Here is a 20,692-nt window from a genome sequence, read left to right on the forward strand (position 1 = left end):
GGAGTGAACAGGGCTTACTCCGGGGTCAATCTGACGGTGCTGCGAGGCCATAACGCCGCACTCGTACTCGATCTGCTGCGCACGGCCGGCGACGCGGGCATCAGCAGGCTCGAACTGGCCGAGCGCACGGGCCTCACCCCGCAGGGCGTCAGCAAGATCACGGCGCGGCTCCGGGAGCAGGGCCTGGTGACGGACACCGGCCGCCGCGCCTCGACGGGCGGCAAGCCGCGCACCGTCCTGCGCCTCGTGCCGGACGCGGGGCACGCGGTCGGGCTCCACCTGGACCGCGACGAACTGACGGCGGTCCTGGTCGACCTCGCGGGCACGGTCGTCGCCGAACGCCGCGCCCCGCTCGCCTTCGGCGCGGGCGGCGACGCGGTGGTGGAGGCGGCGGCGAGCGAGGTGGAGGCACTGCTCACGGATGCGGGCGCGGGAGCGGATGCGGGCGCGGGCGCCGGGAACGCGGACGACCGGGACCCGGACAGCCCCGACGCGCAGGACCCGGTACACCCGGCGCCCCTCACCCCCCGCGTCCTCGGTGTGGGCGTCGCGCTGCCCGGGCCCCTCGACCACTCCTCCGGCGTGCTGCACCGCGTCACCGGGTTCCCCGAGTGGGACGGGTTCCCGCTGCGGGACGCGCTCGCGGAGCGGCTCGGGCTTCCCGTGGTCGTGGACAAGGACACCAACGCGGCCGCGCTCGGCCTCGCGCTCGCCGGATGCGGCGACTCGTTCGCGTACCTCCACCTCGGTACGGGGCTCGGCGCCGGACTCGTCCTGGGCGGCACGCCGTATCGCGGGCCGCGCACGGGAGCGGGCGAATTCGGCCACCAGGTGATCCAGCTGGACGGCCCGCTCTGCGGCTGCGGCAACCGCGGCTGCATCGAGGCGCTGTGCCTCGCGGCGGTCGCGGCCGGATCCTTCGACGAGGCCGCGCGCGTGCTCGGCGAGGGCGCGGCGAACATGGTCGGCCTCCTCGACATCGACCTCGTCCTGCTCGGCGGGCGCACGGTCGCGGCCGCCGAGGAGAGCTTCGTCGAAGGGGTGCGGGCGGTGCTCGGCGAGCGGGCGCGGCGCGGCGGCACGGTCGAGGTCCCGGTCCTGCGCGCGCCCGGCGCCGCGACCGCGGTGGTCGAGGGCGCCGCCCAGCTGGTCCTCGCCCCCCTGTACGGACGTGCGCACGGTCACTTTCCGGCCAGCAGGATGAGGGACATTCCCGGTCAACCGGAATGAAGGAAATCTGAGCTGATCGAGCGGAATCGCTCGGGCATCGGGCCGTACGGGGCCCTGCTGGTCCGGCACGGGGCGCGTCGCGCGTGACACGGTCGCCACGGCAGTACCCGTCCCGCCCCGCGATCACAAAGGCTCCTCATGCGACCGCGTATCCCGCTCGCCGTCACTGCCGTGGCCCTGACCTCCGTGGTGACCGGCGGCCCCGCCCGCGCGGCCGATCCGGTCCCGGCCGGGTCCGCCCCGCTCGAGCCCACCTGCGCCGCCCAGTACCCCGCCGACTTCCCGATCAGCACCCGGATCCGCGGCGGCCCCACGACGTACCACCCCGGCGGCGGCTTCCGCACCTGGTCCCTCGTCCTCACGAACAAGACCGATGCCGAGTGCGCCGGCATCCACCCCGTCGTCGTGCTCATCGACAAGAAGCGGACGCTGGCGACGCGGCAGATCCAGCTGGAGTTCTCCGACGGCAAGCGCTACCACCCCGTGCGCTTCGAGCGGACCGAGTGGGACGAGAACGTCGGCGTCTTCGACGACGGCTTCCCCGGCTTCCGGGTCGGCCCGGGCAAGACGGTCACCGTCAAGGCGCGGCTCACGTTCACCTCCGACGCCGAGCCGAACAGCGTCGTCGCCAACGCGGCCGTCGTGCGACGCCGGGACGACGACGGCGACTGGGTGGGGGAGTCGGGCGCCTACCGGTTCACGCTCACCGACGACGAGGAGGGCGAGCAGTCCGGAAGGCGTCCCGGCGAGCGGCGCGACGAACCCGACACCGGGGATGACGGCCTGCGTAAGCCGGGCCGGGACAGCGGCACCGCGAGCGCCCGCCCCACCGACGGGACCAGCCCCACGACGGGCCCCACGACGGGCCCCACCACCGGCTCCACGACCCGCCCCACTACCGGCCCGACGACCGGCAGCGACTCAGGCGCCGGCACCGGCACCGATGCAGATACGGGCGAAGACGCAGGCGATGACACGGGCGCAGATGCGGGCGAAGACGCAGGCGTCGGGGCCGACCCCGACGGCCGCCCCCTCCCGCCCGACGAGCTCGCGCGGACCGGGCCGGGTTCCCTGCGCGGTCTCGGCCTCGCGTCCGGCGCCCTGTTCGTCGGCGGCGCGGCCCTCGTGGCGGGCTCCCGGCGGCTGCGCTCCGGCCGCGAGTGAGGGGCGGATTCCGGCCACACCGCCCGCCGCGCGCCGCCGCGCGCACCGCACTCCCGGGCCGCCCCCGACACCCCGTTAACAAATGTCTGCGAATATCCCTGAGTGGATTACCCGAACGACCAGGCGCCTGGCGCACCCGTACGCGCCGGCATCCCCGAGCACGGCCGCATCCCGAAGTACTACGCGGTCAAGGCCCATGTCTCCGCGCTCCTCGACGAGCTGGGCGAGGGCGAGCCGCTGCCCACGGAGCGGGATCTGGCCCTGCGTTTCGAGGTGGCGCGCGAGACCGTGCGCCAGGCGCTGCGCGAGCTGCTGCTCGAAGGGCGCCTGCGCCGTCAGGGCCGGGCGACGGTCGTGGCCGGGCCCAAGCTGGAGCAGCCGCTGTCGATGGCCAGCTACACCGAGGGCGTGCGCCGGCAGGGCCGCCGCCCCGGCCGTACGCTCATCGGCCTCGACCGCTTCCCGTGCCCGCCCGCCCTCGCCGACGAGATCGCGGTCGAGCGGGGCGAGCCGGTGTGGCACATGGAGCGTGTGCTGCTCGCCGACGACGAGCGCGTCGGCCTGGAGAGCACCTACGTCGCCGTGGCCCGGATGCCACGCCTCGACGTCGACTTCGACCCGGACTCGTCCTTCTACACGTATGTGCACGAGCGGCTCGGGATCGAGTTCGGGTCCGCCGACGAGCGCATCGAGACCGTGCTGGCCACGCCGCGCGAGGCCCTCCTGATCGGCACGCCGCCCGCCCTGCCGATGATTCTCATTCACCGGGTGTCGTCCGACACGAGCGGCCGGCCCACGGAAAGGGTGCGGACGCTTTACCGGGGGGACCGGTTCTCGTTCACCACGCGTTTGGGCAACTGACCGCCCCGGGGTGGCAGTTGACCCACTTCGGTAACGGGAACGTAACGGGTCTAGGCCAACCTTGGGTGCCCGTTCACCGTCCCGTTGCCGTGCGGACCAATACGGGCCATCCACCCCGAGGAGCGTGGCCGCCGTGAGAGAGAAGACCGACCCCATACCCGCCGTGCGCCCGGGAGCTGAGAGCTGATGGCCAGCGGCATCCGCTTCGACAAGGTGTCCGTCGCCTACGGCACGAACACCGTCCTCCACTCCCTCGACCTGACGGTCGAGCCCGGCGAGGTCATGGCGCTGCTCGGCCCGTCCGGCTCCGGCAAGACGACGGCCCTGCGCGCCGTCGCCGGATTCGTGCGGCCCGCGTCGGGCCGCGTCCTGATCGGCGACCGCGACGTCACGGACCTGCCGCCCCACCGGCGCGGTATCGGCATGGTCGTCCAGCAGTACGCCCTCTTCCCGCACCTGCGCGTGGAGGACAACGTCGCCTTCGGTCTGAAGGCCCAGAAGGTCGCCAAGGCCGAGATCCCCGCCCGGGTCACCGAGGCACTCGAGATGACCGGCATGGCGTCCTACGCGAAGCGCTACCCGCGCGAGCTGTCCGGCGGACAGCAGCAGCGGGTGGCCATCGCGCGGGCCCTCGCCATCCGGCCCGGGGTGCTCCTGCTCGACGAGCCGCTGTCCGCGCTCGACGCGCAGCTGCGCTCCGGCATGCTGGCCGAACTGGCCAGACTCCACCGCGAGCTGCCCGACGTGTCGATCCTCTACGTCACCCACGACCAGGTCGAGGCGCTCACCCTCGCCGACCGGATCGCGGTCATGGACAAGGCGCGGCTCCAGGACTGCGGGACCCCGCAGGAGCTGTACCGCAGGCCCCGCACCGAGTTCACCGCCTCCTTCGTGGGCAACGCCAACCTCCTTCCCGTACAGGTGGGTTCGGGATCGGTGTCCTTCGCCGGAGCCGAGCTGAAGGTGCCCACCGGCGACGTCGCCTCCGGGGTGTCCGCCACCCTGTGCGTGCGCCCCCACCTCGTCGGACTCGGCGACGGGCCCAACGCCCTCACCGGCTCCGTGTCCGAGGTCCAGTGGCGCGGCTCCACCCACCGCCTGTACGTCGACGTGGACGGGCACCGGCTCAAGGCCGACCTGCGCGAACTGCGCACCCCGCCCGCGCTCGGCGACGAGGTCACCGTGCACTTCGCACCCGAGGACGCGGTGCTGCTCTCGGCCGGGGTGAGCAAGGATGGCTAGCGCCACGCTGAGCACGCCGGTGAGCAAGGCCGCGAAGCCCCGCACGGGGACGCCGAAGTTTGTGTGGGCGCTGCCGCCCGTCGCCGTACTCGCCCTCGTGTTCCTCTACCCGCTCGGCCTCGTCGTGCAGCAGTCCGTGCAGCCCGACACCGGCGGCACCTCCCTCAAGCCGTACGCCGACGTCTTCGCGTCGTCCGCGTTCCGGGAGGCGCTCGGGACGACGGTGTGGCTGGCGGTCGGGGCGACCGTCGGATGCCTCGTGCTCGGGTTCGCGCTCGCGCTCGTGATCGCGTTCGTCCCGTTCCCCGGGGGGAAGGCCGTCGCCAAGTTCATCGACGTGTTCCTCTCCTTCCCGTCCTTCCTCATCACCCTCGCGCTGCTCTTCGTCTACGGGTCCGTGGGCATGGCCAACGGACTGTGGACGGACGTCACGGGCGCCGCCGCCGGGCCCTTCCAGTTCCTCACCACCCCGTGGGGCGTGCTCCTCGCCGAGATCACGTACTTCACACCGTTCGTGATGCGGCCCCTGCTCGCCTCGTTCTCGCAGATCGAGACCGCGCAGCTGGAGGTGGCGTCCTCCCTGGGCGCGAAGCCCGCCCGCATCATCCGGCAGGTCATCCTGCCCGAGGCGCTGCCCGCGCTCGCCGCCGGCGGCAGCCTCGTCCTCGTCATGTGCCTCAACGAGTTCGGCATCGTGCTCTTCACCGGCGCCAAGGGCGTCACCACGCTCCCGATGCTCGTGTACAGCAAGGCGATCCTGGAGTCCGACTACCCGGGCGCGTGCGTGGTCGCCGTCGTCAACGTCCTGATCTCCGTGGGCCTCTACGGCCTCTACCGGGTGGTGAGCCGCCGTGCTGGTGCATAGCCGTAAGGGCAAGTGGGCCACCTGGGTCCTCTTCTTCGCCCTCTTCCTGCCTCTGTTCGCGCTGCCGCTGCTCGTCATCGTCGCCGCGTCGTTCGCCACGAACTGGTCGAGCGCCTTCCCGACCGGATTCACCGGCGGCCACTACCAGGCCGCCACCAGCGGCGCGTCCCTCCAGGCACTGACCACCAGCCTGGTCACCGCCGTCAGCGCCAGCCTCCTCGCCCTCCTGATCGGCACCTGGGCCGCGCTCGCGGCCGCCGCGCTCAAGAAGGGCGGCCGCAGGGTCCTCGACGCCCTGTTCATGCTGCCGGTCGCCGTGCCGTCCGTCGTGGTCGGCCTCGCCGTACTCGTCGCGTTCTCCAAGCCGCCGCTGGTGCTCAACGGCACCCGCTGGATCGTCATCCTGGCGCACACGATTCTTGTCACGGCGTTCGCCTATCAGTCGGTTTCGGCCGCGATCGTACGACTTGACCCCGCGTACGAACAGGCCGCAGCCTCCCTCGGCGCCCGCCCCTCGTACGTCCTGTGGAAGGTCAAGCTGCCCCTCCTGCTGCCGTCGCTGAACGCGGCCGCGGGACTCTGCTTCGCCCTGTCCATGGGCGAGCTGAGCGCCACGATGATGCTCTACCCGCCGGACTGGATGCCGCTGCCCGTGCAGATCTACGCGATCACCGACCGCGGCTCCCTGTTCACCGGATCGGCGATCTCCGTGATCCTCATGGCGACGACGCTGTTCGTCCTGCTGCTCGTCTCGCGGATCCGCACCAAAGCCTCATACCGCTGACCCTCATACCCGTATCCCTGCAAGGAGTTCACCTCGCCATGCGCAGAAACACGCTCAAGCCGATCGCCGCCGTCACCGGAAGCCTCGCCCTCGCCGCCACCCTCTCCGCCTGCGGCGGCAACTCCGCCGCCTCCGACGAGAAGTCCGTCACCGTGTACAGCGCGGACGGCCTCAAGGGCGAGAACGGCGACGGCTGGTACGACCAGGTCTTCAAGGACTTCACGAAGAAGACCGGCATCAAGGTCAACTACGTCGAGGGCGGCTCCGGCGAGATGGTGCAGCGCGCCGCCCGCGAGAAGTCGAACACCCAGGCCGACGTGATCGTGACGCTCCCGCCGTTCATCCAGCAGGCCGACGGCAAGGGCCTCCTGGAGAAGTACACGCCCCAGGACGCCGACCAGGTCGATGGGGCCGACAAGGGCGCCGACGGCACCTGGACCTCCGTCGTCAACAACTACTTCGGCTTCGTCTACAACAAGAAGGACCTGAAGACGCCGCCCACCACGTGGGACGAGCTGCTCGACGGCAAGTACAAGAACAAGCTCCAGTACTCCACGCCCGGCGTCGCCGGCGACGGCACCGCCGTGGTCGTCAAGGCCATGCACGACTTCGGCGGCAACAAGCCCGCCATGGACTACCTGAAGAAGCTCCAGGCCAACAACGTCGGCCCGTCCGCCTCCACCGGCAAGCTCGCCCCCAAGGTCGACAAGGGTGAACTCCTCGTCGCCAACGGCGATGTGCAGATGAATTTCGCGCAGTCCAAGACCATGCCGAACCTAGGCCTGTGGTTCCCGAAGAAGGCCGGCGGCAAGCCGACCTCGTTCGCCCTGCCCTACGCCGGCGGCCTCGTGAAGAACGCCCCGCACAGCGAGAACGGCAAGAAGCTCCTCGACTTCATGCTGTCCACTAAGGCGCAGCAGCAGGTCAGCTCCATCGGCGGCGGCTTCTCCGCGCGCAAGGACGTCAAGGCCACCGACGAGAACGCCATCGCCCTGTCCAAGGTGATGGACGGCGTCGAGATCTTCGAGCCCGACTGGAACGACATCGACAAGAACCTCCAGACGTACGTGGAGGACTGGAAGTCGGCGACGGGCAGCTGACCTGCGGACCACTGCCGCGGGCTCGGCGGGGTCAAGATCAGCCGGTGCTGATTAGGCTTGGGGGCGTCGGCACAGAGTGGTCCCGGCGTCCCAGCTATTTCTTGGCCCCAGTGTTTTCTTGTATGGCAGGAGACCGGCACATGGCAGAGCGCAAGCCCATCGAATCGTGGCTCACCGACATGGACGGTGTGCTCATCCACGAGGGTGTGCCGATCCCCGGCGCCGATGCTTTCGTCAAGAAGCTCCGTGAGTCGGGCAAGCCCTTCCTCGTGCTGACGAACAACTCGATCTACACCGCCCGCGACCTCCAGGCCCGGCTGACCCGCATGGGCCTGGAGGTGCCGGTCGAGAACATCTGGACGTCGGCCCTTGCCACCGCCAAGTTCCTCGACGACCAGCGTCCCGGCGGCACGGCGTACGTCATCGGCGAGGCCGGCCTGACGACGGCGCTGCACGACATCGGGTACGTCCTCACCGACCACGACCCCGATTACGTGGTTCTCGGAGAGACGCGCACCTATTCGTTCGAGGCCATGACGAAGGCCGTCCGCCTGATCAACAACGGCGCCCGCTTCATCTGCACCAACCCGGACGAGACCGGCCCCTCCACCGAGGGCCCGCTGCCCGCCACCGGCGCCGTCGCCGCGCTGATCACCAAGGCGACCGGCAAGCAGCCCTACTTCGCGGGCAAGCCGAACCCACTGATGATGCGGACCGGCCTGAACGCGATCGGGGCGCACTCGGAGTCCAGCGCCATGATCGGCGACCGCATGGACACCGACGTCCTCGCGGGCCTGGAGGCCGGGATGAAGACCTTCCTCGTCCTGACCGGACTGACCGGCAGGGCCGACGTCGACCGTTACCCCTTCCGGCCTTCCGAGGTCGTCAATTCCATCGCTGACCTGGTCGAACTCGTCTGATCCCGCTCCCGGGGCCGGCGTTTTCCGGCGGCCCCGGGATGCGGATCGGGCCTGCGCGCGTGACCCTTCCATACAGGAGGTTCACAATGCGTAGAGAGATGTTCGCTCTCCGTGCCATAGGGGCGGCGGCCGTTCTGGTGACACTGCCCGTCGCCGCCGCCCACGCGGAAGGCGGGGAACCCGACGGATCCACCGGTTCCATCACCGTCACCCCGTACGCCCCCGCCCCGGGGACCCAGGTCGACCTCAGGGTCTCCGGTTGCAGGGATTCCAGGGGCAAGGTCTACTCGGATGCCTTCGAGACGCCCGGCGACCTCGCCCGGTCCGCCGACCAGCCCACCCTGACGACGCAGGCCCGGATCCGCGCGTCAGCGACGCCCGGGGTCTACGAGGTCAGGGTGACCTGCGACGGCGCCGACGACAAGGTCAGGGGCAGCGTCCAGGTCCTGCAGCCGGGCCGGCCCACGCCGACCCCCACCGCGGCCGTGCACGCGGGCGGCGGCGGGACCGCGCAGCTCACCGCGGCCCACAGCACCGAGATCGCCGAGGAAGTGCGCGGGGAGGGCCCCGGCACCTGGCACGCGGTGATCGGTCTGGTGCTCGCGGCGGTCGCGGCCGTGGCCGTGGCCTTCCGCAGCGTCCGCCGGCGCCGCTCCGACTGAGCGGGGGCCGATCATGGCTGACGGCGAACGACCTCATGGCAACGGGCGGCTCGTGACCGGAGTGGCCTGGGCCGTACTGCTGCTCGGCCTGTGGGTGTGGGGCCGTGAAGTCACCGACTTCCACGGCCTGTCCGCGCCCACGACCGGCGACGCGGCCGCAGTGGGACGGCCGCCCGGCATCGAACTGCCGCCCGCGCACAAGCCGATGCCGGTGTCCGGCGCGAAGCCGCAGACCGTCGACGTCTCCGCGCTGAAGATCGAGGCGCCGGTGACGGTCAGCGGCCTCGACGGGGCCGGCGCGATCGACCCGCCGCCCTTCTCGCAGGCAGGCGTCGTCGGCTGGTACGGCGGCGGCGCGAAGCCGGGCGAGCGCGGCACGGCCCTGCTCGTCGGGCACGTCGACACGGACACCCGGCCGGCCGTCTTCTACCACCTCAGCTCGGCCAAGCCGGGCGACAAGGTGCGGGTCGGGCGGGACGACGGCTCCGTCGCCGAGTTCACCGTCGACGACGTGCAGGTCTTCAGCCGCGCACGGTTCGACGCGCGGAAGGCGTACGGGCAGCGGAAGTCCGACCGGGCCGAGCTGCGGCTGATCACGTGCGGCGGCTCCTTCGACCGGGCGTCGCACACCTACACCGCCAACGTGGTCGTGTCCGCGTACCTCACCGCAGTGACCAACGCGCCCGCGTCCGCGAGCTGACAACCTGGCCCGGCCGGCGACCCGCTCCCCCCGGGGGAAGCCGCCGACCGGGCTGGTCCTCGACCGCGCGCGCTCGGGCTGCGGGAGTAACCCGGCGTCGGCGCGGGAGGTCGGGAGAGAGACCTGCCCTCTCGAAGGGGTGGTGCCGGCGGGGGCTCGGGCCGCTCACGACGACTGTAGAGCGGATGGGCGACATGGCCTAGAGGCTGTTTGACGCCAAGTCCGGATGCGCTCTCGCTCACCCGGTGAACGCCGAACGCGGGGGCTGTAACAGGTATTTGACGAACCCTGTCCGCCCTCGTGGTCGCGACGGCCCGTATGCCAGGATTGAGAGTCGTACAGGGCACCCAAGGGGGAGTGGATGTACCGCAAGGACGCAGGCCGCGTACGCGGTGTCGGCGCCTGGGGGGTGAGGGCGGTAGCGGCGGCCGTGGGGGCGGCGCTGCTGGTGTCCGGTTGTTCCTCCGGGGACGGCAAGGACAAGAACGGCTCACCGTCACCCGTGAAACAGCAGCCGAAGGGGTCCGACCCGTACTGGGTCAACCCGGACGGCAGCGCAGCCAAGCAGGTCGCCGCCTACGAGAAGTCCGGCAAGAAGGACGACGCCGAGCAGATCCGGAAGATAGCCGAGCAGCCGAGCGGCGAGTGGATCCTCCCGGAGAACGCGGAGGACCAGGCCCGGGGCTACACCGAGGCCGCCGACCAGGCCGACCGGGACGCCCTGCTCGTGCTCTACAACATCCCGCACCGCGACTGCGGCCAGTTCTCCAAGGGCGGCGCGGCCGACGGGAACCAGTACCGGGCGTTCATCGACAGTGTCGCCAAGGGCATCGGCGACCGGCACGCGACGGTGATCCTGGAGCCGGACGCCGTGCAGCACATGGTGGACAACTGCACGCCGGAGGAGTTCCACGAGGAGCGCTACGACCTCCTCAAGGGCGCCGTCGGCAAGCTCAAGTCGCTGAAGAACACGACGGTCTACCTCGACGCGGGGAACGCCGGCTGGGGCAAGCCCGACCAGATCTTCCAGCCGCTCCAGTGGTCCGGCATCGACCAGGCCGACGGCTTCTCGGTCAACGTGTCGAACTTCTACACCACCGAGGACTCCGTGAAGTACGGCAAGGAGCTCTCGGCGAAGGTCGGCAACAAGCCGTTCGTCATCGACACCAGCCGCAACGGGAACGGCCCCTACACGGGCGGCGATCCGGACCAGCGCTGGTGCAACCCGCCCGGCCGTGCGCTGGGCGAGGAGCCCGGCACCAAGACCGGCGACCCCCTGGTCAAGGCGTACCTGTGGGTCAAGCGGCCCGGCGAGTCGGACGGCGACTGCAAGGGCGGTCCGAAGGCGGGCGCCTGGTGGCCGGAGTACGCGATCGGTCTCGCCAAGGCCAGTAAGTAGGGCCGGCGGCAGGGAAAGCAGCAAGGGGGTGCGGGGCTTTTGCCCCCCACCCCCTTACGTACGGTCCCCTACGGCACGTGCACCCACTGCGCCTTGCTGGGCGTGCCCTGATCGTCCGTCACGAACAGCATGTACCAGCCCGACTCGACCAGGCTGCGGTCATTCGGGACGGTCACCGTGACACTGTCCTTCGACTTCTTCAGGCCGAGGGCGATCGACGTCTGGTCGACGTCCGTGACGTGCGTGGACGCGCTCGGCCTGATCAGCCGGGCCGTCCTGATCGCCGTCGCGTGGTCCGACTGGTACGTCGCCGTGCCGCCGCGCGCGACGGTCTTCGTGCCGCCGGTGAGGCTCGGCCGCGCGTCCTGGTACAGGTACGGCGGGGTGTAGATCTCGATGCGCTGCTCGAAGACGCCGGGCTTGGTGTTCGCCTTGTCGGCGTAGAGCGAGTCCGAGCCGAAGAACATCACGCGGCCGTCGGGCAGCAGGATCGAGCCCGAGTGGTAGTTGCGTCCGACGAGCGGGTCGGCGACGCGCTTGAACGTGTTGGTCTTCACGTCGTACAGCCGCGCCTGGTGGATGTTCGAGTCGCCTCGGCCGCGGTAGTCCTCCGAGCCGCCGGACACCAGGACCGTGTCGTCGGGGAGCGTGGAGGACTGCGGGTAGCGCGTGCCCTTCTCCAGCTCGGGGCCGTCGACGAACTTCGGGTCCTTGGCCTTCAGGTCGACGATCCGCGTCCTGCGGCTCGACTCCCTGGACTCGCCGACCCCGCCGCCGCCGACCACCATGTAGCGCTGGTCCTGCGCGGGCGGCAGCTCGACCGTGCCGGCGGTCTCCATCAGCTTCGGATCGCTCAGCCCGGGGATCTTCCGGAACTTGTTGGTCCCGAGGTCCCAGATGCCGGGCGTGCGGCCGACGTTGTCGGGCCCGTAGCCCGCGTTGGCGCCCGAGTAGAAGATCTTCCCGTCCTCCATCTGGAAGAGGGCCGGGTAGGTCGGGAACTGGCGGATCCCCTTGGTGTACGTCCACTTCCTGGTCTTCGGGTCGTACGTCTCGTTCTTGCCGGGGACGAGCTGGCCGATGTCGTCGAGCCCGGAGACCGAGAGGACCTTGCCGTCCGAGAGCGTGGTCAGCGTCGGGTACCAGCGCGCCTCGTTCATCGGGTCGACCTTGATGTACTTCTCGGCGACCGGGTCGAACTCGTAGCTGTCCCTGATCCCCTGGAAGTCCTTCTTGTCGAGGGCGAGCTTCTGCGCGATGCCGTAGACGTTGCGTGCGTCGGCGCCCTTGAGGCCCTGCACGCGGTAGTTGTCCTGGGTGCCCGTCTCGTACTTCGTGCCGCTCTTCTGCGCCTCGACGTAGACCCGGCGGATGCCCGGGTCGTTGCGCAGGAACTTGCCCGTCTTGGGGTCGAAGACCTTCCTCGCCCGCTCGATGGTGATGTTCTCGCTGGTGACGAAGGTCTTGCCGTTCTCCTTGCCGGTGAACCTGGACCCCTTGGGGATCGTCTTCGGCTCGTCCGGGTCCTCGTTGTGGACGATCATCAGGCCGCCGGCCTTGGTGACGTCGCCCTTGAGCTTCTCGTAGCTCTTGGTGCCGCCCGCGATGAGCAGGTTGCCGTTGGCCAGCTGGGTGTGGCCCGTGCAGAACAGGTCGCTGGGCGTGGGGATCTTCTTGATCGTCCCCTTCACCGGGTCCCACAGCCGGGTGTCGAACTTCTTCGCGTCGAAGTTGTCCTGGTTGTTCCCGGAGCCGGCCACGAGCAGGATCTTGCCCGTGTGCAGCAGTGCGGCGTGGATGGTGTTCTGCCGGTACTCCTTGGGGAACTCGACGATGTCCCACTTGCCGTTCTCGGCCTTGTACTCGGGCCTGTTGATCTTGTAGTCGTGGTACTTGGCCGACCCGAACCGGTAGAGCCACGGCCCGTTCATCCCGGCAAGCGCTAGCACCACCACCGAGCCGATGGCTATGCGTCGGGCACGGCGGCGGCTGGCACCGTCTTTCACTTGTTACGTCCCCCCAGGGAAATCTGCATGGTCTGGTCGTTGCCCCCGTCGGCGGCCCAGGTGGGCTTCTGCTGCGGCACGGCGTGCGGCTGCGCGGCGTGCGCACCGGCCTGCTGAGCCTGCTGCGGCGGCGCGGACGCTCCGGCGGCGGGCGGCTTCGGCTGCTTCCTGTCCTGGCGCAGCATGTACCGCCAGGCGAACATCGGCAGCGCCGTGATCAGCAGGGCGAAGCAGGCCCACGTGATCATCGCCGGGTGCGAGTGGCCGTACACGAAGCCGGCGGCGATCGACCCGGCGAAGACGAGGACGAAGTACCAGTGGTACCGGAACGTCCCGAACCAGCGGTCGGGGCTGGCCGAGTCGCCCTTCGGCGTGACGACGAACTTGCTCTTGCGGCGCAGGGCCGCGTCGAACAGCGCCTTCGCGTACAGCGGTGCGGACAGCGCGGACATCACCATGCCGGCCACACCGCCGGAGCCCTCGGGCTCGTGCGGTGAGACGTTGTGCCGGCGGTTCCAGATGTAGAGGCCGATCTGCAGCGCCGACGCGTTGCCGTACAGCATCAGCCAGACCGTCGGGTCGATGTTCACACCCGAGGCGCCGAGGCCCAGGAACAGGGCGCAGCTCAGCGCCGCCAGGATCCAGTTGAGGGCCGACATCGGGTAGAAGATGATCATCATCGTGTAGTTGAAGAGCTTGCTCGGCGGGAGCGAGTACCAGCCCTTCCAGTACTGCTTGAGGATCGTCTCGTACGTGCCGCGCGACCAGCGCATCTGCTGGGTGAAGAAGTCCGTCCAGGCGCTCGGGCCCTCACCGACGGCGAGCACGTCCGGCGTGTAGACGGACCGCCACTTCCGGCCGGTGGCCGGGTTCTTGGCGCGGTGGATCTCGAAGCCGGTCGCCATGTCCTCGGTGATCGAGTCGTACAGACCGCCGATCTGCTTGAGGGTCCTGATGCGTACGGCGTTCGACGTGCCGACGAACATGGGCGCGCCGTAGCGGTTGCCCGCGCGCTGGATCAGCGCGTGGAAGAGGAACTGCTGCGACTCGGCGGCCTTGGTGACGAAGTTGTCGTAGTTCCCGTACACCTGGGGGCCGATGACGAAGCCGACGTCCGGGTCGCGGAAGAAGCCGAGCATCCGCTCCAGGTAGTTGGGCAGCGGCACGTGGTCGGTGTCGACAGAGGCGAAGAAGTCGTATTCGTCGCCGTGCGCGTCCAGCCAGGCGTTGTAGTTGCCGTGCTTGGTCCTGGCGCGGTGCGGGCCCTTGGCCTGGTTCCACTTCGCCACGCCCTTGCGGGAGAAGTGGTGCACGCCGAGGCGCTCGCAGACCTCCTTCACCTCGTAGTCGTCGCCCTCGTCGAGGAGCCAGATGTGCAACAGGCCCCGGTGGCGCAGCTTGACCGCCGCCTCCAGGGTCTTCGTGACCATCTCGATCGGTTCCTTGCCGGGCACGAACGAGGTCAGGAACGCGACTCTCGTGCCGGTCTCGGGCACCACCGGGATCGGGTCACGGGCGACGAGCGTGGCGTGCGCGTTCGACAGCACGTTCATGCAGCGGAAGAACTCGATCAGGCCGATCGACACCAGCATCACGACGTCGAGCGCGGGCAGGAAGTCGTAGGCCGGGTAGTCCCGTTCGGTCCAGTGCTCGGGCTGGAGCAGCCAGAAGAGCAGCACGAGGGAGAGCAGCGGCGCGGCGCCCAGCATCAGCGCGGCCCGCAGCCGGTGCGGCTCCTGCGAGAGCAGCGAGCGGTACTGCACCTTGTACGGCTTGCCGGGTTCGGGCTGGGTCAGCGGGCCCGCGAGCCGGCTGTAGTGCTCGTAGTCGTAGCGCGGCAGGCTCTTCTTGATGCGCCGGAAGCCGCCGGTGCGATGCGGCGGCACGCGTAGCTGGGTGGTCTGGGACGGATCGAAGTTCTGCCGGGCGCCCGTCGGCGTCGACGTCATGAGTCATTCCCCCCGCACGCAAGTCACTGCGTGGTCGTCGGTCATCCGTCCGGGTCGGTCCCCCTCGACCTCGCCGGACGTGTCAGTGGCAGGCCACGGTCCCCCGTCTAAGACTGAGACGACGGCCTTCCGGTTGCATGATGCCCCCCTCGGCATCGCTTCATGAACGGGGCCCCCACCCCTGAGTCGAGCGCAACCGGCGCCTGCCGAGTGCCGGCCCCAACTGCCGTGTACCGCCTGCCTCATCGGAGCCAATGGCTCCAGGACAGGGTTCTATGCACCTCATCATGATCGCAAGGGCGAAAGGAAGCGAAACAAGCTGTTTACCGGTCATACGCGCGATTTGGTGCGCCTGTTGGGGCGGACGGGGCACGCCGGCGTTGGCCACGGGGCGCACGCCGGGGGCTCAGGTGCCGCGCATCGGGCGCGCGCCGGAGCGTTCGCCGGGGGTGCCCGCGGGGCTGCCTGCAGGGGTAGTCGCCGGGGTGCTCAGGCGCTGCTTGCCGGCGGTGCCCGCCGGGCTGTTCGCCGGGGCGCTCAGGTGTTGCTCGCGGGGCGCTCGCCGCGGGTGTCCGCCGGGGTGCTCAGCCGGGCGCGGATGTCGCCGAAGTGCTCCCTTATGGCACGCTCCGCCCGCAGCGGGTCGCCGGAGCGCACGGCATCGACGATCTCGCGGTGCTGGAGTCCGGTGACCTTCGGGTCGTGCGGGATGGCGACGAGGTCGGTGCGCACGCGGTGGAAGGCGTCCCAGAACGCCTCCATGACCTCGCCGAGCAGCGGGTTCCCGAGGCCGCGGTAGAGCGTTGCGTGGAAGGCGCGGTCCGTGCCCGGGCTCACGGCGCCGTCGGCCGCGGCCTCGGTGTCCATGCGGTCGACGAGGGCGTCCAGTTCGGCGAGGTCGGCGTCGGGGACGCGGCCGGCGAGGCGCGCGATGAGGCCGGTCTCGACGGCCTCGCGCAGTTCGAGGAGCTGGAGCAGGCTGTCCTCGCCGCGGTAGTGCCCGGCGACGGTGCGGAAGGTGAGCCCCTCGATCATGGGGGCCATGGACATCGGCCCGACGTACGTGCCGAAGCCGTGCCGGATCTCCACGATGCCCATCGCCTGGAGGGCCTTGAGCGCCTCGCGCACGGAGTTCCGGCTGACGCCGAGGAGCTCCATCAGCTCGGGCTCGGTGGGCAGGGAGGCACCGGAGGGAAGCCGCCGGTCGATGATGAGCTTTTTGATCCGCTCCTGGAGGTCGCGCGCCATGGCCCCACGTTATCGGCAGGAACGGCGTCCGTACGCCCCCCGAACAGCAGAAAGACTCCCGCTTACGAGGAGGGTCCGGCAATGGCGAAGGCCCTCCACTCGCGCGGAGGGCCTTCGCTGTGTCGGGGCGGGCCGGTATATAGCGATGGCCCCCCACTTTCGTGGAGGGCCATCGCTGTGTCGGTGCGCCGCCAGGGACTCGAACCCCGGACCCGCTGATTAAGAGTCAGCTGCTCTAACCAACTGAGCTAGCGGCGCCTGCTGACCTGGAGAACTCTACCTGAATCCCTGGGGTGCTCCGGACCACCACGCCTGTCCGTATCACCCTATTTGTCAGGTAAATGCATCATTTGGACCGTCAACATGCGATATCGCCAGAGAGTTGAGAGGCTTCCGTTTGTACTGATAGTCGGACATTTCATTCTGGAGTGTGAGGGGAATCGCATGGAAGCTCCGGTGTTCGAGGAATTCGATCCTGCGAGCGACTGTGACTGCCCGGGGTGCCTTCACTGGCGGCGTGCCGCCGGGAGCGCCCCGTCGTCGCTGACGATCGGGCTCGGCGGCCACCCCGCCGCCCACGGCGCCCGGCGCGCCCTCGTCCTCGCCGCCGCGGCCGGCACGGTCATCGGCGGCGCGCACACGGTGCCCGCCGTCGCGGCCGCCCATGGACCGGCCAGGCCGGGGCTGCCGTCCTCGGACGAGCCCCCGACCCCGCAGGGCGGCTCGGGCCCGCTGCACGGACCGGCGGGCAGCCCGGCCGGGCCGCCGGGCCAGGTGACCGGACTGCCGGCCACGACCCGCGCGGCGATCATCAACCGGGCCAAGCTCTGGATCGCCGCCAAGGTGCCGTACAGCATGGTCAAGTTCTGGAGCGACGGCTACCGGCAGGACTGCTCCGGCTTCGTCTCCATGGTGTGGAAGCTCGGCAGCAACGAATGGACCGGGAGTCTCAACAAATTCGGGACGCGCATCACGCGCGAGCAGCTGCAGCCCGGCGACATGCTGCTCTTCCACAATCCGTCGAACCCTCAGAAGGGCTCGCACGTCGTCATCTTCGGCGGCTGGACCGATTACACGCACACCTACTACGTCGCGTACGAGCAGACGCCGCCCCGCACCCGCAAGCAGTCCACGCCCTATGCCTACTGGAGCAACTCGTCCCACTATGTCCCCTATCGCTACAAGGGGCTGAAGCAGGCGAAGGTGGCGGTCGGCGGTTCGGTGTCGACGGAGTTCCCGGGCGTCAAGTCGTTCGGTCCCGGGGCGAACAGCGCCAACGTCACGCGGCTCGGGAAGATGCTCGTCGACCGGGGCGGCAGCCGGTTCTACAAGACCGGGCCCGGGCCGCGCTGGGGTGAGGCCGACCGGCTCGCCACGCAGGCGTTCCAGCGCGCGCAGGGCTGGACCGGCTCGGCCGCCGACGGCCGGCCCGGCCCCAAGACCTGGGCCTATCTCGTCGGCGGCAAGGGCAAGGACATCCCGCCCACCACCGGCACTGCCGGCCCCGGCCCCGCCGCGTCCAAGGTGCCGCCCTATCCCGGGCGCGGCATGTTCCGGCCGGGCGCGAGCAACGCGTACGTCACCCAGCTCGGCAGGCAACTCGTGAAGAAGGGGTTCGGCAAGAACTACACGAAGGGCCCGGGGCCCCGCTGGGGTGAGGGCGACCGGCGGGGCGTCGAGGCGTTCCAGCGGTCCCAGGGCTGGCGCGGCGGCGCGGCCGACGGCTACCCGGGGCCCGAGACCTGGCGACGGCTCTTCTCGTGATCGCCCACCGGCCGGCCGCCGGCGGGGCGTGAGGCCCGGCCGGCCGCACGCGGCCCCGGGGGTGCGCGGCGACTCGCCTCGCCGCACACCCCGAACCCTCCGGCCCCGCCAGGCCGGAGGTCATCGCGGATGTACGGATCCAGCACGGAGGCAAGGATGAGTACGATGACGGAGCGGCCGGAGGGGCCCGAGCTGCCCGCGGAGGCCGACGGCGGCGATGCGCGTGACGGTCAAGGGGGGCCCGCGGGCTCACGCGCCGCGGGTTTCGACGAGCCGGGAGCCGAGACGTCCGGCGGCCACCCCGCCCGGCTGATCCACGGCGAGGCCACCACGGAGATCCCGGTCCATCTGCTCTACCGGGACGGGGCCGAGGCCGTCTCGCTGCCGCTGCCGCCGGCTGTTGTCGCGCGCAGGCAGAGCGGCGGCGAGGAGCCGCGCGTACCGGGCCGGATGCCGCCGCGGTCGCCCTCGCGCCCGGAGCCGGTCGCCGACCCGGAGCTCGTCGAGCGTCCCGGGCGCACGCTGCCCGGAGCCCTCGGAGTCCTCTGCGGCCTCGTGGGCGCGGCGGGCGGTGCGGCGTCGCTGTGGTGGGGCGGGGTGCTGCCGAACATCACGGCGCTGCCCGCTCCGGCGGGCGCGCAGCCCGGGCCCGTCCAGTGGGCGGCGGTCGCGGGCTTCGCTCTCGCCCTGTTCGGCTTCGGCGGTCTCGCGCGCGGCCAGACCGGCGCGGCGTGGGTGCTCACCCTCTTCGGCCGCTACCGCGGAACCGTCCGCCGCACCGGCCTGATGTGGGTGAACCCCCTGCTCCTGCGCCGCCGTACCGACGTACGCCTGCGGCACTGGCGCAGTGAGGCGATGCCCGCGGTCGACGCGAACGGGGTCGCCCTGCGCGTCGTCGTCCTCGTCGTGTGGCGCATCAAGGACACCGCGCGCGCCACGCTCGCCGTCGAGAGCCACCAGGAGTATCTGCGCGAGTGCGTGGAGGCGGCGATGGCGCGGGTGCTCTCGCAATTCCCTGTCGACGCTCCCCCAGCTAACGCTGGGGGGACCCCCATCCACCAGGACGTCCCGACCCTGCGCGACGCCGAGGCCGTCGGCGACGCGCTCACCCGGCACCTCGCCGCCGACGCGGCGCCCGTCGGCGTCGAGGTGTTCTCGGCGCAGCCGACCAGGATCGAGTACGCGCCCGAGGTCGCCGCCGCGATGCAGCGCCGCCGGTTCGCGGCGCTCGACGCGCAGCACCGCGACAGCGTGCTCACGTCCGTGGTCGACTCCGTCGAGGACACGGTGACGCGGCTGACGGCGCGCGGTCTGGTCGAGCTGGACGATTACGAACGCAAGGCGCTGGTCAAGGATCTGACGGTGGCCTTCTGCACCGGCCGGGGCGGCGACGGGTCGTAGAGTCGCCGCCCATGGGGATCTCGAGACTGACGGCCGAAGCCTGGAAACTCGCCGCGCCGGGCCCGCGTGTCCTGCTGGGGATCGCGGGCCCGCCCGGCGCCGGGAAGTCCACGCTCGCCCGGGCCCTCGTGGAGCGGATCGGCGAGCGGGCCGCGTATCTGCCGCTCGACGGATTCCATCTGGCCAACGCCCAGTTGGAGCGCCTCGGGCTGACCGACCGCAAGGGCTCCGAGCCGAGCTTCGACGTGCGGGGATACGTGGCGCTGCTGCGCCGGGTCCTCGACGACACCGCCGCGGACATCTACGTACCCGATTACGACCGCACGCTGCACGAGCCCGTCGCGGCGCGGCACGTGGTCTCGCCGGCGGCGCGGCTCGTCGTGACCGAGGGGAACTATCTGGCGTGCGACCTGCCGGGCTGGCGCGAGGCGCGAGAACTGATGGCGCGGTGCTGGTACGTCGAGGCTCCGCCAACAGTACGTCAAGTCCGGCTTGTGGAGCGGCAGTTGGCTGGCGGGCGGGATGCGGAGGGGGCCCGCGCGTGGGTGGCCGGAAATGACACGCCGAACGGGGAGCTGGTCGAGACCTCCCGGGGGAGATGCGACAGGATCCTCTCCACTCTTGGTATGGACATGTCTTTTGATATGGACACAGTCAACTCCTGGCAATAATCTGAGGCTTGGTCTAGACCTGACTGGCGCTGTGCGTACGGCTCACCGGAACTCCCCCACGTTCTCCAGGAGCGGCAGCATGCGAAAGAAGATGTACGCGGCCCTGCTCGGCCTCACCACCGCCGGGGCCTTCGTGCTCTCGTCGGGCGGCGCGAGCAGTCACGGCTACACCGACCTCCCCATCAGCCGGCAGAAACTCTGCGCCGACGGCACCGTCACCGGATGCGGCAACATCCAGTGGGAGCCGCAGAGCGTCGAGGGTCCCAAGGGCTTCCCGGCCGCCGGCCCCGCCGACGGGACGATCTGCTCCGCCAACCACGCGGAGTTCGGCGCCCTCAACGGCGCGAAGGCCCCCAACGGCACCGCCTGGCCGACGACCAAGGTCACCGCGGGGGCAAGTCAGACCTTCCGCTGGCAGTTCACCGCGCGGCACTCCACCACGGACTTCCGTTACTACATCACCAAGAACGGCTGGGACGACAGCAAGCCGCTGACCAGGGCCGACCTGGACACCGCGCCGTTCCTGACCGTGCCGTTCAGCGGGCAGCCCCCGGCCACGCTCTCGCACACCGGCACCCTGCCCCCCGGCAAGAGCGGCCACCACGTGATCCTCGCGGTGTGGACGATCGCGGACACGGCCAACGCGTTCTACGCGTGCTCGGACGTCCAGTTCTGAGCAAGTCTTGAGGCTCCCGGGGCCTTCGCGCGGGTACGTTCCGTGCACGC

The 20,692-nt window shown here is 70.5% G+C and carries 18 protein-coding genes and 1 tRNA gene; 15 read left to right on the forward strand and 4 right to left on the reverse strand.

Going from position 1 to position 20,692, the window contains the following annotated elements; all coding sequences use genetic code 11:
- Positions 1-3: 3 nt before the first annotated feature.
- The 11 genes from ACWIGU_RS12250 to ACWIGU_RS12300 all read left to right on the forward strand — a co-directional run bounded on the left by ACWIGU_RS12250 (position 4) and on the right by ACWIGU_RS12300 (position 10,927).
- Positions 4-1,230, forward strand: coding sequence for an ROK family protein (locus ACWIGU_RS12250; RefSeq protein WP_454399948.1), 1,227 nt, complete (start codon positions 4-6; stop codon positions 1,228-1,230).
- 138 nt (positions 1,231-1,368) lie between these two features.
- A complete protein-coding gene (locus ACWIGU_RS12255) occupies positions 1,369-2,394 on the forward strand; it encodes a hypothetical protein (protein WP_454399950.1) in 1,026 nt (341 codons plus the stop codon).
- Between the two features lie 102 nt (positions 2,395-2,496).
- Positions 2,497-3,255, forward strand: a complete 759-nt coding sequence (locus ACWIGU_RS12260; RefSeq protein ID WP_454399952.1) for a GntR family transcriptional regulator — start codon at positions 2,497-2,499, stop codon at positions 3,253-3,255.
- 186 nt (positions 3,256-3,441) lie between these two features.
- On the forward strand, positions 3,442-4,497 hold the full coding sequence (locus tag ACWIGU_RS12265; RefSeq protein ID WP_454399954.1) for an ABC transporter ATP-binding protein: 1,056 nt from the start codon (positions 3,442-3,444) through the stop codon (positions 4,495-4,497).
- Positions 4,490-5,362, forward strand: a complete 873-nt coding sequence (locus tag ACWIGU_RS12270) for a 2-aminoethylphosphonate ABC transporter permease subunit (protein ID WP_454399956.1) — start codon at positions 4,490-4,492, stop codon at positions 5,360-5,362. Before ACWIGU_RS12265 ends, ACWIGU_RS12270 begins: the two co-directional genes overlap by 8 nt.
- On the forward strand, positions 5,349-6,146 hold the full coding sequence (locus ACWIGU_RS12275) for an ABC transporter permease (protein ID WP_454399957.1): 798 nt from the start codon (positions 5,349-5,351) through the stop codon (positions 6,144-6,146). The genes ACWIGU_RS12270 and ACWIGU_RS12275 overlap by 14 nt, the downstream gene beginning before the upstream one ends.
- A 38-nt stretch (positions 6,147-6,184) precedes the next feature.
- Positions 6,185-7,246 carry a 2-aminoethylphosphonate ABC transporter substrate-binding protein gene (locus tag ACWIGU_RS12280; protein ID WP_454399959.1) on the forward strand — a complete coding sequence of 354 codons (1,062 nt, stop codon included), beginning with the start codon at positions 6,185-6,187 and terminating at the stop codon, positions 7,244-7,246.
- 140 nt (positions 7,247-7,386) lie between these two features.
- Positions 7,387-8,166 (forward strand): HAD-IIA family hydrolase, encoded by a 780-nt coding sequence (locus tag ACWIGU_RS12285; protein WP_356273178.1) that lies wholly within the window; start codon positions 7,387-7,389, stop codon positions 8,164-8,166.
- A gap of 98 nt (positions 8,167-8,264) precedes the next feature.
- Complete coding sequence (locus ACWIGU_RS12290; RefSeq protein ID WP_454399962.1) at positions 8,265-8,828, forward strand: hypothetical protein; 564 nt, start codon at positions 8,265-8,267, stop codon at positions 8,826-8,828.
- 13 nt (positions 8,829-8,841) lie between these two features.
- Positions 8,842-9,528, forward strand: coding sequence for a class F sortase (locus ACWIGU_RS12295; RefSeq protein ID WP_454399964.1), 687 nt, complete (start codon positions 8,842-8,844; stop codon positions 9,526-9,528).
- A gap of 361 nt (positions 9,529-9,889) precedes the next feature.
- Entirely contained in the window at positions 9,890-10,927 is a 1,038-nt protein-coding gene (locus tag ACWIGU_RS12300; RefSeq protein WP_454399966.1) for a glycoside hydrolase family 6 protein, read from the forward strand.
- A 68-nt stretch (positions 10,928-10,995) separates the two neighbouring features.
- Here ACWIGU_RS12300 and ACWIGU_RS12305 read toward each other — a convergent pair whose 3' ends face one another.
- The 4 genes from ACWIGU_RS12305 to ACWIGU_RS12320 form a co-directional block, all read right to left on the reverse strand.
- Positions 10,996-12,933 carry a galactose oxidase-like domain-containing protein gene (locus ACWIGU_RS12305; protein ID WP_454399968.1) on the reverse strand — a complete coding sequence of 646 codons (1,938 nt, stop codon included), beginning with the start codon at positions 12,931-12,933 and terminating at the stop codon, positions 10,996-10,998.
- Complete coding sequence (locus ACWIGU_RS12310) at positions 12,930-14,882, reverse strand: glycosyltransferase family 2 protein (RefSeq protein ID WP_454399970.1); 1,953 nt, start codon at positions 14,880-14,882, stop codon at positions 12,930-12,932. Before ACWIGU_RS12310 ends, ACWIGU_RS12305 begins: the two co-directional genes overlap by 4 nt.
- Positions 14,883-15,419: 537 nt before the next feature.
- Positions 15,420-16,130 carry a FadR/GntR family transcriptional regulator gene (locus tag ACWIGU_RS12315; protein WP_326775604.1) on the reverse strand — a complete coding sequence of 237 codons (711 nt, stop codon included), beginning with the start codon at positions 16,128-16,130 and terminating at the stop codon, positions 15,420-15,422.
- Positions 16,131-16,314: 184 nt separating this feature from the next.
- Positions 16,315-16,388, reverse strand: a tRNA-Lys gene (locus ACWIGU_RS12320).
- A gap of 186 nt (positions 16,389-16,574) precedes the next feature.
- On the opposite strand from ACWIGU_RS12320, the gene ACWIGU_RS12325 reads away from it, so the two are divergent.
- The 4 genes from ACWIGU_RS12325 (at position 16,575) to ACWIGU_RS12340 (ending at position 20,642) form a co-directional block, all read left to right on the forward strand.
- Positions 16,575-17,894, forward strand: coding sequence for a peptidoglycan-binding protein (locus ACWIGU_RS12325; RefSeq protein ID WP_454399972.1), 1,320 nt, complete (start codon positions 16,575-16,577; stop codon positions 17,892-17,894).
- Between the two features lie 156 nt (positions 17,895-18,050).
- Positions 18,051-19,295, forward strand: a complete 1,245-nt coding sequence (locus ACWIGU_RS12330; protein WP_454399974.1) for an SPFH domain-containing protein — start codon at positions 18,051-18,053, stop codon at positions 19,293-19,295.
- Positions 19,296-19,306: 11 nt separating this feature from the next.
- Positions 19,307-19,966 carry a nucleoside/nucleotide kinase family protein gene (locus ACWIGU_RS12335; protein ID WP_454399976.1) on the forward strand — a complete coding sequence of 220 codons (660 nt, stop codon included), beginning with the start codon at positions 19,307-19,309 and terminating at the stop codon, positions 19,964-19,966.
- A gap of 79 nt (positions 19,967-20,045) precedes the next feature.
- Positions 20,046-20,642 carry a lytic polysaccharide monooxygenase auxiliary activity family 9 protein gene (locus ACWIGU_RS12340; RefSeq protein ID WP_454399977.1) on the forward strand — a complete coding sequence of 199 codons (597 nt, stop codon included), beginning with the start codon at positions 20,046-20,048 and terminating at the stop codon, positions 20,640-20,642.
- Positions 20,643-20,692: the final 50 nt, after the last annotated feature.

Source organism: Streptomyces sp. NPDC055400 (assembly GCF_053644375.1).